This is a genomic window from Polyangiaceae bacterium, assembly GCA_015075635.1.
In the GTDB taxonomy this organism is placed as follows: domain Bacteria; phylum Myxococcota_A; class Polyangia; order Polyangiales; family Polyangiaceae; genus JADJKB01.
This window is the reverse complement of the sequence record JABTUA010000003.1, coordinates 559758-573859: the sequence shown is the minus strand read 5'-3', so window position 1 is coordinate 573859 and position 14102 is coordinate 559758. Positions and strand designations below refer to the sequence as shown.

Sequence of the window (14102 nt, the reverse complement as noted above, 5' to 3'; positions counted from 1 at the left end):
TCTGCCGTGCGAAGCGCTAGCGTCGCTGCCGTCGGCTTCGGGCTCGGCCTGATGGGTTGCGGAGGCGCCACCCTCCCCGAGAGCGGCTCGCTCGCGCCCAGCGCTCCGGCCGAGCAAGCCAAGTGCAAGGTGGCGGCGAGCCAGGAGAGCCCGCTGGTCACCGAGTGGCCTGCCTCGGAGAAGGCGCGCTTCGAGGCGCTGACGGCCAAACAGGTGGTCGCGGTCGAGTACTCCGGCTGCGAGATGAAGATCGTGGACTCGTGCCAGGTGGCTGGCAGCTACGGCTTCAAGCAGACCACGCTCGCGACCGACACGGTCGAGATCGCCAACAGCGACGAGCTCTTCGCCAAGCTGCCGCTCGGCGCAGCGAGCCTGGAAGGGCAGCTCGCCCGCTCGGGGCGACTGGCGGTGAAGACCACGGTAGCAGGTCAGCTTCAGCTCTTGGAGAGCCCCGCGCTGGATCTCACCAAGCAGCCGTCTTGCGCGAGGGTCACGCACATCGTGCGCGCGATCAGCGTGGGCTCGTTCAGGCTGCTCGCAGGTGGAGCCGTGAGCGCCGGCGGCGGCGCCAGCGTCGGCCCCGTGGGCGGCGGTGCAGCGTCGCGCCGGGAAGAGTCCACGGTGCGTGAAGCGGGTGACCCCGCGCGCTGCCCCGAGTCCACCGACAGCGCGCCGCACCCGCAGTGTGCATCCCCCATCCAGGTGTTCTTGACCCCGGTTCGCGAACCGGCGGGCCAGGCGACCGCAGCTTCGACGGCCGAGCCGGTCGAACGCGCCGACGCCGTGAACATCACCTTCCCCGAGCGCGAGGGCGAGCTCTGGGCCCTCTACGACGAAGGGGGAAAGGTGCTGTGCGAGGTGCCGTGCACCCGCTGGGTGCCGCGCGCCAGCGGCTACAAGCTCCGCCGCCAATCGGACGCCAAGGAGGTCGAAATCCCCGATCGGCTCGGCAACGTCCCTGGCTCGAACGCGCGCGCCAAGTACTACCCAGAGCGCGGCGCGCCGCTCTGGGGCGCCATCACCTTCTACGGTCTGGGCCTGCCGGCGGCCATCGGCGGCACGACCACGCTGATCATCGGTCTGGCCAAGGATGACGAAGACAAGAGCTTCTACTTCGGCGCCTCGGCGCTCTACTTGTCGATCGCGGCGGGCACGGCCGCCTGGTACTGGCTGTTCACCGACTGGGCGCACTTCGAGGCAGAGCCGATCAAGAGCGCGCGCAGCAGGTCGCGCGGGCCCGAGCTCTTCCTCGGACCGGCCTCGGTTTCCGGAACCTTCTGAGCCTCACAGCTCGACGACTGGAAAGTCGAAGCGCACCAGGACGCGGTCCTGGAGCTTGATGGCTCCCAGCAGTGCCTTGAACGGCTGAATGCCCCAGCGCGTCGGGACGAGCTCGACCTCGCCGCGCCAGTGGCCTTCGGCCTCTCGGACCTCGAAGGCGACCTCTTGGGTCTTGCCGACGAGGGTGAGACTGCCGGCGACGGAGTGCTTGCCCTCGCCGCGCGCGGCCTGCCCCACGAAGGTCGCCTCCGGGTTGTCCTTTGTGTGGAGGATCTTGCCTTGGATGTTTCCCTCGATGTCGTGCCGATCGCCATCGGACAGGCCGTGGGCGTCGAGCACGCCCTTGTGCATGACTCCCTCGACCGACAGCGAGGTCAGGGCGAACCGGCCCTCGACGCGCGTCCCGTCCGTCCGAAGCTCGAAGCGGCCGAGCTCGATCAAGAGGTCGTGAGCGACCTTGGACAGGATCCCGTCCTTGAAGGTGAGGACCTCGATGCGTCCGGTCAGGGGCTTCATCGACCCACCTGTTAGCCCCGAATGCCGCGGGGCGTAAGAGCTCTGGCTGACGGGCCGACCGCGGTTCGCCCGGCCGATTTTCGTCGGTCCTTGCTCCCGGCCCCCGAGCGGATAGCGTATGCTGTGATTTAGAGCAGTTAGCTCACCGTGAGCGAGTTCGACGAAAAAACCAGAGTGACCCAGGTCGTGCAGCGGCCGATGCCGGAGGAGAGCTCCAGCAACGACTGCGTCGTCGTGATCTACACCAAGGAGCCGGGTCTGCTCGGTAAGCGCTTCGTCCTCGACAAGAACAAGATCGGCATCGGGCGCGGAGCGGACAACGTCATCGTGCTCGAAGGCGACTCCGTGTCGCGCCGACACGCGCAAATCGAGCGTCGCAGCAACCGCTGGTACATCGTGGACAACGGCTCCACGAACGGCACGTATCTGAACGAGGAGCAGATCGTCCGCGAGGCGCCGCTCAACAACAGCGATCGGCTGAAGGTCGGCCCCACCATCCTGAAGTTCCTCTCCGGCGCAGACGCCGAGGCCAAGTACCACGAAGAGATCTACCGCATGACCATCGTGGATGGTCTGACGCAGATCCACAACAAGCGCTACTTGTACGAGGCGCTCGAGCGCGAGGTGCTGCGCGCCCGCCGCCACGATCGGCCGCTCAGCATCTTGATGTTCGACATCGACTTCTTCAAGCGCGTCAACGATCAGTACGGACACCTGGCCGGCGACTACGTGCTGCGCGAGCTCGCCCGGGTCGTCCAAGGCCGCATCCGCCGGGACGAGGTCTTCGCCCGCTACGGCGGTGAGGAGTTCGTTATCGCGCTGCCGGAGACCCCGCTGGAAGGCGGGGTCTCGCTGGCGCAGAACCTGCGCGCTCGGGTCGCGGAGCACACCTTCGTGTTCCAGGGTGAACGCATTCCGGTCACCGTGAGCATCGGCGCCGCAGTGCTGAACCCCAACGACAAGACGGCCACGGACCTGGTCCAACGCGCCGACGAGAAGCTCTACGAGGCGAAGCGCGGCGGACGGAACCGAGTCTGCTACTGATAGACCCCCACGCAGAGGGGCCATGAGCTTCAGCGAGATCCCGCCACCTCCCGAGCTCGAGCCAGGGCAAGACCTCCCACACCTGCGCGTGCTGCCGCCGGGCCCCCAGTCGCGCTCGTGGCTGCTCCGCTACACCCACGCCGCCGCGCCGATGGGCCCGAAGCGAAGGCCTCGGCAGGGCGGTCTGGTCGCCGACGTGCCCGCGTCCACCATCGTGTACGCGCTGGGCAAGGGCTCGAACGTGATCGACGTGGACGGCAATCGCTACGTGGACCTCGCCGCGGGCTTCGGCGCGCTCCTGCTCGGGCACAGCCACCCGAATCTGAGGCGCGTCCTCGAGCTGCAGGCCGACCGCCTGCTGCAAGCGCTGGGGGACGTGCACCCCGCGGACGCCAGGATCGCGCTCACCGAGCGGCTCGGAAAGCTCCACCCCAGCGGCGACGGACAAGTCATCCTGGGCCAGTCCGGGGCCGACGCCGTCAGCGCCGCACTCAAGACCGCAGCGCTCCACACCGGCAAGCCGGGCGTGCTCGCCTTCGGCGGCGCATATCACGGGCTCTCCTACGGCCCGCTCGCGGCGCTGGGACTGCGCGAGAGCTACCGCGCGCCGTTTGCAGCGCAGCTCAATCCACACGTGCGCTTCGTGCCGTACCCCAGCGACGAAGACTCGCTCGACGAGAGCATCGAACGCGCCCGTCTCGCGCTCGCCGCAGGCGACATCGGCGCGGTGCTGGTGGAGCCCATCCTCGGGCGTGGCGGCTGCCTGGTACCGCCGCCGGCCTTCCTGCCGGAGCTCGGTCGCCTCGCCCAGCGCTCGTCGGCGTTGCTCGTCGCCGACGAGATCTGGACCGGACTCGGGCGCTCCGGCCGGCTGCTCTACTCGGCTCAGCACGACGTGGCTCTGGACCTCGTGTGCCTGGGCAAGGGCCTCGGGGGTGGGCTGCCGATCAGCGCCTGCATCGGACGCCGCGACGTCATGCAGGCGTGGTCTCGAGAGTCGGAGGTCGTGCACACCTCCACCTTCGCCGGCGCGCCCTTCGCCTGCGCGGCGGCCCTCGCCACGCTGGACACGCTCTCCCGCGAGCGACTTCCGGAGCGCGCCGCGAGTGTCGGCCGGCGCTTCGTCCAGCGCCTGCGGGCGGCAGGTGCCAAGGCTCGAGGCGAAGGCCTGATGGTGGGGATCGAGCTCGACGCTCGGCCGGGCGGCGCGGTCGAGCTGATGCGGAGCCTGCTCGGCGTCGGCTACATCACCACCAGCGGCGGCGGCTCGCGCGAGGCGCTCGTGCTCACTCCGCCGCTGAACATCGCGGAGTCGCTGCTCGAGGCGTTCGCCGTCGAGCTCGAGCTCTGCATGGGCGGAGCGAAGGCGTGAGCCTGGTCGAAGAGTCCGACGCGCTGCACGCGCGGGTGCGGCTCTTCGCGGGCGGGGCGAGCAACGAGCGCTTCGAGGCGCTCGCGCTCGACATCGCGCGCTTCCAGGCGCGCTGGTCGCCGGGATTCCGGCGTTTGTGCGAGCGGCACGGCGACTTTTCGAGCGTCGAGCAGATCCCGGCGGTCCCGAGCGACGCCTTCCGGCTGGCGCGCGTCGCGGTGCACCCGCCCGAGCTCGACGTCGCGCGCTTCGTGACCAGCGGGACCAGCGGCGACGAGCGCGGGACTCATTACTTTCGCACCACCGCCACTTACGCGGAGGTCGCGCTGGCTTGGGGGCGCCCCGCGTTGTGCCCGACTGGCACCGGGCCGCGGGTGGTGCTGGCCCTGGCGCAGGATCCGGGGGACCCCGGCGAGTCGTCCCTGGGCTTCATGATGCGCCTGTTCATGCGCGCCTTCGACGGCCGCGAGCGCGACGCCTGGCTCTTGGAGGCCGGACGGGTCCGCGTCGACGCCCTCGAGCGCGCGCTGGGCGACGCCCGCCCCAACGACGAGCCGGTCTTGATCCTGGCGGCTTCATTCGCGCTGGTCGCCCTCTTGGATGCGTTGCGCGGAGCTCGCCTCCAGGTCCCCGAAGGCACGCGCGTCATGCAGACCGGCGGCTTCAAGGGTCGGACGCGTGAGATCGACCCGGCGGTCCTGCGCGCGGACTTGGCCCGCGCCTTTGGCATCCCACCCGCCGATGTGATTGGCGAATACGGAATGACCGAGCTCTCGAGCCAGCTCTACGAGCGCGAGCCCGGCAGCTACCGGCCTCCCCCTTGGCTGCGAGTCGCTGCGGTCGATCCGCTGGACCTTCGCGAGCTCCCGGAGGGCGAGGTCGGTCTGGCGCGCTTCGTGGACCTGGCGAACGTGGACAGCGCCGTCGCCGTGCTCACCCGAGATCTGGTGCGGTGCCACGGCGACCTCGTCGAGCTGGTCGGGCGCGCCCCCGGCGCACCGCCCCGCGGGTGCTCGCTGGCGGTGGAAGCGTTGCTCGGGAGCTAGCACCGATGCGGTGGCTGTATCACTTGGTGAAGAGCGAAACCATCGTCTGGAACGAGGCGCGGCAGTACGCGCCGAGGTCGCTCGACGACGAGGGCTTCGTCCACGCTTCGTTCGAAGACTCCGTGCTCGAGAGCGCCCGGCTCCACTTTCGGGGCGTACCGAGCGAAGAGCTGAGCCTGCTCGCCATCGACCCGCGCCGGCTCGACGTTCCGGTCGAGCTCGCGCCGACGCCCCGCGGGCCGATGCCGCACGTCCACGGCGCCATCCCCGAGGATGCGACCCGGGTCATCCCGCTCGCCTCGCTGGCGGACCAGCCGGACCGCGTCACGGGCACTCGCATCGGATTCGCTGCCTTCGCGGGGATGACGCTGCTCGACCTGGTGGGCCCCCTCGACGCCTTGTCGCGCATCGCGAGCATGGGCTTCGAGCCCACCACCAGCTGCGAGGTTTTCGCCCTCGGGCCCGAGCAATGGTCGTCGTGGGGGGCAGAGCTCCGGGTGGCTCGCCAGCGACCGGCGCTGCACGCCTACGACGTGCTGGTGATCCCCGGCGGCGTGGGCACGCGCCCGCTGCTCCGCGACCGTGAGCTGCTGGACTACCTGGCGACGTTCCCGGCAAATCGCCGGCTCGCCTCGGTCTGCACCGGCGCCTTGCTGCTCGGCGCGATGGGGCGTCTCTCGGGCAGACCGGCCACGACCCATGCCAGCGCACGCGCCGAGCTGGCCGCCTTGGGCGCGGACGTGCGGACGGAGCGGGTGGTGCACGCGGGCTCCGTGGTGACAGCGGGCGGTGTGACGGCAGGCATCGACCTCGGCCTGCACTTGGTGCGCTGGCTCGAGGGCGACGAGGTCGCGGCGGCCATCGCGAAACAGATGGAGCTGCCGCCTCAGTCGTCCTTCAACTGCTCAGCCAGGTAGAGCTCCTTGCCGATCTGCGCGATGGCGTGCAGCTGTCCCTCGAGCCAGTCGATGGCCTCCTCCTCGTCCTTCAAGATCGAGACCAGCAGCTCGCGCGTGCCGTTGTCGCCTTTCTGCACCGCGAGCGCGATGCCTTTGTTCAAGCGCGCACGGTTCTCGTTCTCGACCACCAGATCGAGCTCGTGCTGCTCGATCGGATTCTCCCCGACCCTGACCGGGAAGAGCCGCTGCATGTTCGGTACGCCGTCCAGGAACAGGATGCGCTCGATCACGCGATCGGCGTGGGTATCCGGAGCACGGACCCCGTTCTTCCGACAGGTCGCGCGAGTCGGCAGAGTGGGAGGCATGACAGAGACGGAATCGAAGTGGGCTGAGCGGATCAGGGAGTGGAAGAGCAGCGGCAAGGGGGCGGAGGAGTTCGCCTCGGGGCGAGCCTACAAGCCCTCGACGCTGAAGTGGTGGGCGACGGAGCTGCGGCGCCGGGCCGATGGTCGCCAGCGTGCGACCAAGCCGCGAGCGGCCAAGGCGATTCGCTTGGCTCGGGTCGTTCGGCGGACGCGAGCACCGGCCGCGGGCCAGGCGATGGTCGTGGAGGTCTCGGGCGCCCGAATCTCGGTCGCGCGGGGCTTCGACGCCGAGTTGCTCGCGGACGTGGTTCGGGCGCTCGGAGGTGCACGATGATCCCGCGCGGCGTGCAGGTCTTCGTGGCCCTCGAGCCGGTGGACATGCGCTGGTCGTTCGATCGGCTGGCCGGAGCAGCGCTGGAGCGCATCGGGTACGAGGCGCGCTGCGGTGCAATGTTCATCTACTTCGGCAAGCGGCGCGACGCGGTGAAGGTGCTGTTCTTCGACGGCTCCGGGATGTGCTTGTTCTACAAACGTTTGGACCGTGGAGTGTTTCGCCTTCCAGAGTCCTGCTCTCCGGATGCGCGGCACGTCGAGCTCGACGAGGCGCTGCTCGACGCGTTGCTCGACGGCGTGGACCTGGCAGAGACGCCGAAGCGGGCGCCGCGTTCGCGCATGCGCATCCACTGACTCGTCGCGAGCGACGCGTCGGGGTGCGCGTCGCTCGCATTTTCTTTGCGTTCGCACTCGACAGATCACTCCTACTTCGGTAGGAGCTGATTCTGCGTGAGCGCTGTTCAAGCAGAGTCGTCATCGACGCCGTCGAAGCGCGTGCAGGAGCTCGAGGCGCTGGTGAATCGCATGCGTCTCGAGCTCGCCGTCACGAGCGACCAGCTTGCCGCCACGAGCGAGCAACTCACCGGCGTCATCGCGGAGCGCGACAACCTGAAGCGCGCCTACCGCCAGCTCATGGAGCAGTTCGAGCTCTTGCGCCGACGAATCTTCATCGCCAAAGCCGAGCGCGTCGACTCGACCCAGCTCGAGATGGAGTTCGAGAAGACCAAACAGAAGCTCGACGAGCTCGCGGCGAAGCTCGGAAACGATACTGCTGCGGACGCAGGGACGCCGGCCACGGACACCGAGAATGCGCCATCGACAACTCCGGAGCCCGTCGGCTCGCGTCCGGCGGGCAAGCCGGCGGCCCAGCCGCGGCCCAAGCCCAAAGGCCGAAGAAACCTAGCCGAAGCCGATCTTCCCGAGCGGCGCATCGAGATCCGTGACCTCGAGCTCGAGGCCAGCGGCGCCGCTCCGATCGACTGGGAGTTGAGCTACAAGCTCGGCTACCAGCGCCCAGGGTCCGTGCGGGTCGTACTCGCGCGGGCCAAGTACAAGGTCGCGGTCCCGCAGCCCGTGCCCGCGCCTTCGCCCGAAGACACCACGGTCATCGAGCAGGACGGGCCTCGTTTCACCATCATCACGGCCCCGCTGCCTCCGCTGCTCGTGCGGCGGGGCCTGCTCGCGCCGACCATGCTCGCGCACATCATCGTCCAGAAGTTCCGCTTCGGCATGCCGTACTTCCGTCAAGAAGAGCAGCTCGCCGCGGACGGTATCGACCTCGATCGCGCCACCATGGCGCGCTCGATCGAGGAAGTCGGGGCTTGCCTCGGCGCCATCGTGCTCGCGTGCGCGGAAGATGCCCGCAAGAACGCGTTCTGTCTGTCCACCGACGCCACCGGAGTCGCGATCCGCCCGGAGCCACTTGCGGATGGGCGGCGGCAGTCCTGTAGGAAAGGTCACTTCTTCGTCGTCTTGGCCGACAAGAAGCACGTCTTCTTCGAGTACCAGCCCAAGCACACGAGCGCTGCCGTCTGCGACATGTTTCGCGGGTTCTCCGGCTACATTCAAGCGGACGCGCACGCCGTCTACGACGCGCTGTTCCGCGGAGACGCCGTCGAAGACCCGAATGATGCGCCCAGCGAGGTCGCTTGCTGGAGCCACGCGCGCAGGCGTTTCTGGGACGCTGCTGTCAGCGGCTTCGCCATCGGCCGGGAGGGCTTGCTCCGGATCCGTGCGCTCTACAAGCTCGACGAAAGCTGGAACACATTGCCGCCAGCGACGCGCCGGCAGAGACGCAAGACCGTCCTCGAGCCGCTCGTCGCCGAGTTCTTCGAGTGGGCACGCGCTCGAGCCGGGCCCGCGACCGAGGAGCGGGGCCTCGTCAACAAGGCCCTCGGCTACGTCCTGCGCCAGGAGCTCGCGCTGCGCCGCTTCCTCGAAGACGGCAGGCTGCGCATGGACAACAACCACAGCGAGGGCGCGCTCAGGATCGTCGCCACCGGCAGAAAGGCTTGGCTCTTCTTCGGCTCCGACGATCACGCCCACGCCGCCGCCAACCTCTATTCCTTGATCGCCAGCTGCAAGCTCCACGACCTCGATCCCGAGCGCTATCTGACCGAGATCATCCGCGTCATGCCGTACTGGCCTCGCGACCGCTACCTCGAGCTCGCTCCCGCCTACTGGGCGGCAACGCGGGCGCGCCTCGTCCCCGGCGAGCTCGACGCTGAGCTCGGCACGATCACCGTCCCGCCCGCACTGGCTGACGCGGCCGAGTAGGCGCCTCCGAACCGACTTCGCCTGCTGGGTCACGCCGCGAATATCGCGTCACGCGATCCGTTCCTCAAGAACGGGGTCCGTGCTCCGGATACCGGCGTGGTGCATCTCCTCGATGGACTCCTCGCGCTTCTTCTTGGCCAGGCGCGGATAGCCCCAGTTCGCGCACATCTTGGCGTGCACGAAGTACTGGTTGATGGCGGTGAGCTCCGCGCTCAGAACGTCGTTCAAGAGCTCGATGATCTCCGGGTCGCCCTTCATCTGACCTCCCTGCATGCAGCCTACCCCATCGGCGAAATGCCGGTATTCACTTGATTTCCCGGGGCGCCACTTTGATATTGAAAGTCATTATCAAGATGCTACGCTCCTGTCAACGAGGTCGTCGTGCTGGTCTGTCACTGCCGTCGAGTCTGTCACCGCGAGGTTCTGGGAGCCTGTGAGTCCGGCGCGAACAGCGTGGAAGAGGTGGGGCGCGCGTGCGGTGCGGGGACGGGCTGCGGTGGTTGTCACCCGCTGATCGAAGATCTGATCCAACTCCACCAGCGCCGGGAGGCGGACCGCGACGCGGCGCCGGGGGTGCAAGCGCCGGCGGCGTGAGCTCGGCGGCCTGGCCGCGCGGTCCACTGCACTGTGATCTTGAAAAGCCCCGCGAGCGGCCTAGCCTCGTGGCTGTGCGGGCCAAGCAGCCCACCATCGCCAGCGGGGCCATTCGCAAGCTCACCAGCGGCCCTGAGGAGTGGCGGCGCGATCCGCTGCCGTTACTTCTGCAGGCGGGAATCGACCCGGCGCTCGTCGCCGACCAGGACGCGCGGATCCCGCTCCAGCAGCTCCACGCGCTGTGGGAGGCCGTCTTCGCCGTCGATCCGCGAGCCGACGGCGCGATGCTCGGCGCCGAGCGCTACTCGCCCGGAGACTACGGGCTGGTCGGCTTCGTGGCGATGAACAGCGCGACGCTGGGTGAGGCCGTTCGCCACGCCGTGCGCTTCCTGGGCCTCTGGACCGACGACCCGGGCATCGAGCTCGAGGGCGACGGCACGCTCCGTGTCGTCTACCGGAGAAAGTTCGAGGATCGCCTGGGCCTGCGCTTCGCGACGGAGGCTACGCTCGCGGAGCTTCTGAACGGAGCGCGCGTGTTGACTCAGGAGCACCTCACTCCGGTGGAGGTGCGCTTCGCTCACATCGGGCCCAAGGACCCCGCGGCCCACCGCGCGTTCTTCGGCTGCAAGGTCCAGTTTCGGGCCACCGACACCGCGATGGTGCTCCGCCCCGAGGACCTGGCGCTGCCGCTGCCGAAGGCAGACGCGCAGCTCGGCGAGTACCTGCGCTCCGTCGCGAGCCAGGCGCTGGAGAAGCGCGGGGGAGACGAGGCAGCGCCGCTCGATCGGCTGCGCAGCATCATCGCGGAGGAGCTGCAGAAAGGCGTCCCCAACCTGGAGCAGGTGGCGAAATGTCTGGCCACCAGCGAGCGCACGCTGCGCCGGCGCCTCGAGGCGGAGGGCACGTCGTTCCGCGAGCTGCTCGACGAGACGCGCGCGCGGCTGGCGCGCGGCTACGTCAGCGACAAGCGCATCCCGCTGTCGGAGGTGGCCTTCCTGCTCGGATTCTCCGAGCCCAGCGCATTTCACCGCGCCTTCAAGCGCTGGACCCAGACCACGCCGAACGCTTGGCGCGCCCGCGCCTGAGCGCGGCCGACACCACGAGCTCTCCACGGGGGCTCCTCGCGAGCGCCAAACCCGCTGCACGCGCGCTGGCTAGGGTCGGCGCATGAGCACACACGCCGTCGGCGGATCGTCGGAGCTGGTCTGGTCCCTGGAGCGAGCTGCCAAAGGGCTGGCGCTCGCAGCGCCGTTCGGCGCCGCCATCGCCGTGCGTCATGGTCTCGGCGCCGCGGCGCTGCACGCGGCGGGAGTGCCGCTCGGGTTCGCGGTGGCCGTGGGCCTCGGGACTCCCGCGCTGTGCATCGGGGTCGCTCACGCCGATCTGGAGGTGGACGCGCGTGCGGCGGTGGTCGCGGTCGCGGACGGCGTCGCGGTCGCGGGCCGAGTGCTCGCGGGGCTCTCTCCGGCAGCGCTGCTCCTCTGCGTCACCGCCGAGTCGCACGTCACCGCCGCGTCGTTCGCGACCCTCGGCTTGCTGCTCGGCAGCGCGATGGGCGTGCGCGCGCTCAGCGCAGCCCTGGACGGCGTACCGCGGCTGTTTCTCTGGGTGTTCGTGCCGTTCCTGGCGCTCCTGACGGCCCGCGTGTGGTGGCTAGTCCTGCCGGCGCTGGGAGGTGGGCGCTGATGAATTTCCTGAGCAGCCTTCTACGCTCGCCGGTCCGCGCGGTCGCGCTGTGCTTGGATGAGGGTGAACGCGTGAACGTCGCGCGCCTTTCGTTGTCGTCCATCGTGCTCGGGGGTCTGGCCTTCGGCGCCGCCGCCGGCTCGTTCCGCGGTGCCGGTCAAGCGCTGCTCGCCGCGCTCAAGCTGCCCGGGGTGACCTTGCTCACCCTCGCGGTCGCTGGCCCGGCGTTCTACGTGCTGGCGTCGGCCTTCGGCCGGAGCTGGGGCTTTCGCTCCACGCTCGCGCTGATGCTCGCGGCCGGCGCGCGCTCCTCACTCGTACTCTTCGCGCTGTCCCCGGCGCTCGGTCTCGCGGCGAGCTCGGGCGTGGGCTACGAGCCCCTGCGCTTGCTCGCCCTCGGCGGCTACGCGCTGGGCGGCCTCTCCGGCTTGCGGCTGCTCTTGGTCGCGCTCGGCGACGCGCCCGGGCGCATCGGTGCGCTCCTGTCGTTCATCGCTGTGTTCGGCGCGGTCGGTGTGCAGAGCGCCTGGCTCTTGCGGCCATTCCTCGGCGATCCACGCGACACAGCGGTCCCCGTGTTCGCCCACGGTCGCGTCGAAGGCGGGATCGTCGGCGCGCTCTTCGATCGCCGGCCATGACCCCCGGCGCGCTCGTGGTGGCCTACCTGACGGCCGGGCTCGCCGCGGCGGCGCTGGTGCTGTTCCGCTCGAGGCCTCGGAGCTGGGCTAGCGTCGGGTCGGCGGCGGCCGCGTTCGCGCTCTGGCCGCTCTGGCTGCCGTTCGCGCTGGCTCCGGCCCGCGAGCGCGGCCCCGCGCGGCGCGAGCGCGAAGCGGTGCAAGGGATCTCCCTTGCGGTCGCCCGCGCGCGCGACGCCGTACGAGGAACCGACCTCGAAGGCGCGCTGACGGCGCGCGACGCCGAGGCCATCTTGCAGGCGGTGGACCGCATCGGCGGTCGGCTCGACGCCATCGAGGGCGAGCTCGCTGCGTCGGCGGGGCCGGCTCGCCGCGTCACCCGCCTCGTGGCGCTGCAGGACGCTGACCGTGCGGCACTCGACGAAGTGCGGGAGCTGGCCGAGATGCTCGCCACCGAGCTGACCTTGGCTCGGCACGGGCGCGGCGACGGGGTCGAGCCGCTGATCGTCGAGCTTCGCGCCCGGGTGGAGGCGCTTCAGAACAGCTGAGTGTGATAGAAATCGATCGCGTGCCACGAACGCGGCTCACTCTCTTCGCCATGGCGCTGGCGACAGCATGTCGTCAGGCGTCCGTGCCGCCCAGCGCCGACGCCGAATCCGTGGCCCCGGAGCCCGCGGAGGCCTCCCCACCGCCGCCCATCACGCCCGTGGTGCTCGAGCCCCGCACCCTGGTCCCCGCAGGGGAAGGCTTCAAGTGCGTGTACGAGCGTTGCGCCCGGGTCTGCACCTACCCGCGCACCGCGCGCACGCCCACGGGGTCGCCGCCTCTCCCGCCGTGCGTCGAGCGGCGCACTGCCTTCTGCTACGCGACCGAGGCCTCCCAGCCGAACCCGCCCTATGCGCTCTGCTTCGCGACCCGCGACGCCTGCGAGCGCGAGCGGGCGCAGGCGGCCGCCTCTTCCTTCGCAGCGTCGGGCTGCGAGGAGCTCTGAGTGGCCCCCGAGGACCGCGTCCGCGCCCTGGTGGCGGCCGCGCGGCGGCTGGCCGATCCCGGCGACCCGCTCGGACGCGAGGCGCGCGCGCTGTTGCCCGAGAGCACCGGGCTGTCACCGGAGAACGTCGAGCTCGCCCTGACCGAGGTCCTCGAGACGCAGCCGAGCGAAGCGGACCTCCGCGCGCTGTGTGCGTCGGTCGAGGCTGCGCCGCGCGTGCACGTCTTGCTCGCCGCCAACGTCTTCTCGGCGCCGCTGCGCGCCATCGCGCTGGCCTTGGCTCAGTCGGACGACGTGTTCGTGCGCGTCTCACGCCGCGAACCGGTGTTCGCACGGCTACTGCAGCAGGCTTCGGGCACGTTTCAGCTCACCGAGACGCTGGCACCTCGCGCGGGCGATCACCTCTGGGCCTACGGCACCGACGTCACGCTCACCGAGCTCGAGCGCGCGCTGCCGGACGGCGTAGTGCTGCACGCTCACGGCTCCGGGTTCGGCGTCGCCCTAGTCGCCGGCGATCCGAGCGCTGCGGCGCTGGCGCTCGCGCGGGACATCGTGCCCTTCGACCAGCGCGGGTGCCTGAGCCCACGCGTGGCGGTGATCACCGGGACGCGCGACGAAGCTCGCGTGCTCGCGCGCGCGCTGGCGCTCGAGCTCGAACGGGCTGCCGAGCGCATCCCGCTCGGACGCCTCGACGACGACGAGCGGGCGGAGGGCGTGCGCGTGCGCGAAGCCCTGACCTACGCCGGCGAGGTGTTCGCTGCCGGACCGGGCTGGGTTGCCCTCGACGACACCTCGGCGCGGCTGCTTCCGGCCCCGGCCGGCCGCAACCTGGTGGTCGTTCGCTCGGGCTCGGAGCTCGAGTGGCTCTCGGCGCACGCCGCCTCGATGGCGGCGGTGGGGGTGACGAGCCTCGACGGGCTGGGCGTCACGGCCTCGCGCCTCTTGCCAGAGGCTCGACTCTCCCTGTTGGGGCAGATGCAGCGACCACGCTTCGACGGCCCGGTCGACCGGCGCTCCCGGGCGCTCGCGCACCAGGTGACGCGCTCGGTGTAGAATGGCCGGC

General features: G+C 70.1%; 18 protein-coding genes. 15 read left to right on the top strand and 3 right to left on the bottom strand.

From position 1 onward, the window contains the following. The first annotated feature begins 6 nt into the window (after positions 1 to 6). Entirely contained in the window at positions 7 to 1281 is a 1275-nt protein-coding gene (locus HS104_33235) for a hypothetical protein (protein ID MBE7484818.1), read from the top strand. Positions 1282 to 1284: 3 nt separating this feature from the next. On the opposite strand, the gene HS104_33230 is transcribed toward HS104_33235, so the two are convergent. After that, a complete protein-coding gene (locus HS104_33230) occupies positions 1285 to 1797 on the bottom strand; it encodes a YceI family protein (GenBank protein MBE7484817.1) in 513 nt (170 codons plus the stop codon). Between the two features lie 147 nt (positions 1798 to 1944). On the opposite strand from HS104_33230, the gene HS104_33225 reads away from it, so the two are divergent. Genes HS104_33225 through HS104_33210 form a run of 4 tightly spaced genes read left to right on the top strand, consistent with a single transcriptional unit; the run spans position 1945 to position 6176 of the window. Next, on the top strand, positions 1945 to 2841 hold the full coding sequence (locus HS104_33225) for a GGDEF domain-containing protein (protein ID MBE7484816.1): 897 nt from the start codon (positions 1945 to 1947) through the stop codon (positions 2839 to 2841). A 22-nt stretch (positions 2842 to 2863) separates the two neighbouring features. Continuing rightward, on the top strand, positions 2864 to 4213 hold the full coding sequence (locus HS104_33220) for an aminotransferase class III-fold pyridoxal phosphate-dependent enzyme (GenBank protein ID MBE7484815.1): 1350 nt from the start codon (positions 2864 to 2866) through the stop codon (positions 4211 to 4213). Next, positions 4210 to 5259 carry an acyl-protein synthetase gene (locus HS104_33215; protein MBE7484814.1) on the top strand — a complete coding sequence of 350 codons (1050 nt, stop codon included), beginning with the start codon at positions 4210 to 4212 and terminating at the stop codon, positions 5257 to 5259. Before HS104_33220 ends, HS104_33215 begins: the two co-directional genes overlap by 4 nt. Before the next feature lie 5 nt (positions 5260 to 5264). Then, positions 5265 to 6176, top strand: a complete 912-nt coding sequence (locus HS104_33210; protein ID MBE7484813.1) for a DUF952 domain-containing protein — start codon at positions 5265 to 5267, stop codon at positions 6174 to 6176. Here the strand turns inward: HS104_33210 and HS104_33205 are convergent. Next, a complete protein-coding gene (locus tag HS104_33205) occupies positions 6146 to 6523 on the bottom strand; it encodes a hypothetical protein (protein MBE7484812.1) in 378 nt (125 codons plus the stop codon). The genes HS104_33210 and HS104_33205 overlap by 31 nt on opposite strands. Here HS104_33205 and HS104_33200 point away from each other — a divergent pair. The 3 genes from HS104_33200 to HS104_33190 all read left to right on the top strand — a co-directional run bounded on the left by HS104_33200 (position 6522) and on the right by HS104_33190 (position 9133). Further along, positions 6522 to 6857 (top strand): hypothetical protein, encoded by a 336-nt coding sequence (locus HS104_33200; GenBank protein MBE7484811.1) that lies wholly within the window; start codon positions 6522 to 6524, stop codon positions 6855 to 6857. The genes HS104_33205 and HS104_33200 overlap by 2 nt on opposite strands. Beyond that, complete coding sequence (gene tnpB / locus HS104_33195; GenBank protein ID MBE7484810.1) at positions 6854 to 7210, top strand: IS66 family insertion sequence element accessory protein TnpB; 357 nt, start codon at positions 6854 to 6856, stop codon at positions 7208 to 7210. The genes HS104_33200 and tnpB overlap by 4 nt, the downstream gene beginning before the upstream one ends. A 96-nt stretch (positions 7211 to 7306) precedes the next feature. After that, positions 7307 to 9133 (top strand): IS66 family transposase, encoded by a 1827-nt coding sequence (locus tag HS104_33190; GenBank protein ID MBE7484809.1) that lies wholly within the window; start codon positions 7307 to 7309, stop codon positions 9131 to 9133. A gap of 48 nt (positions 9134 to 9181) precedes the next feature. Here the strand turns inward: HS104_33190 and HS104_33185 are convergent, their stop codons facing one another. Continuing rightward, positions 9182 to 9391 (bottom strand): hypothetical protein, encoded by a 210-nt coding sequence (locus HS104_33185; GenBank protein MBE7484808.1) that lies wholly within the window; start codon positions 9389 to 9391, stop codon positions 9182 to 9184. Positions 9392 to 9514: 123 nt separating this feature from the next. Here HS104_33185 and HS104_33180 point away from each other — a divergent pair, with 123 nt between their 5' ends. From HS104_33180 to HS104_33150, 7 genes are all read left to right on the top strand, one after another. Then, the gene (locus HS104_33180) at positions 9515 to 9727 is read left to right on the top strand and encodes a (2Fe-2S)-binding protein (protein MBE7484807.1); all 213 of its coding nucleotides are present in this window, start codon (positions 9515 to 9517) and stop codon (positions 9725 to 9727) included. A gap of 74 nt (positions 9728 to 9801) precedes the next feature. Further along, positions 9802 to 10812, top strand: a complete 1011-nt coding sequence (locus tag HS104_33175) for an AraC family transcriptional regulator (protein ID MBE7484806.1) — start codon at positions 9802 to 9804, stop codon at positions 10810 to 10812. A gap of 82 nt (positions 10813 to 10894) precedes the next feature. Next, a complete protein-coding gene (locus HS104_33170) occupies positions 10895 to 11413 on the top strand; it encodes a hypothetical protein (GenBank protein MBE7484805.1) in 519 nt (172 codons plus the stop codon). Between the two features lie 71 nt (positions 11414 to 11484). Then, positions 11485 to 12051, top strand: coding sequence for a hypothetical protein (locus HS104_33165; protein ID MBE7484804.1), 567 nt, complete (start codon positions 11485 to 11487; stop codon positions 12049 to 12051). Further along, positions 12048 to 12596, top strand: coding sequence for a hypothetical protein (locus HS104_33160; protein ID MBE7484803.1), 549 nt, complete (start codon positions 12048 to 12050; stop codon positions 12594 to 12596). The genes HS104_33165 and HS104_33160 overlap by 4 nt, the downstream gene beginning before the upstream one ends. Before the next feature lie 50 nt (positions 12597 to 12646). Next, positions 12647 to 13039, top strand: a complete 393-nt coding sequence (locus tag HS104_33155) for a hypothetical protein (protein MBE7484802.1) — start codon at positions 12647 to 12649, stop codon at positions 13037 to 13039. Next, the gene (locus tag HS104_33150) at positions 13040 to 14092 is read left to right on the top strand and encodes a proline dehydrogenase (protein MBE7484801.1); all 1053 of its coding nucleotides are present in this window, start codon (positions 13040 to 13042) and stop codon (positions 14090 to 14092) included. Positions 14093 to 14102: the final 10 nt, after the last annotated feature.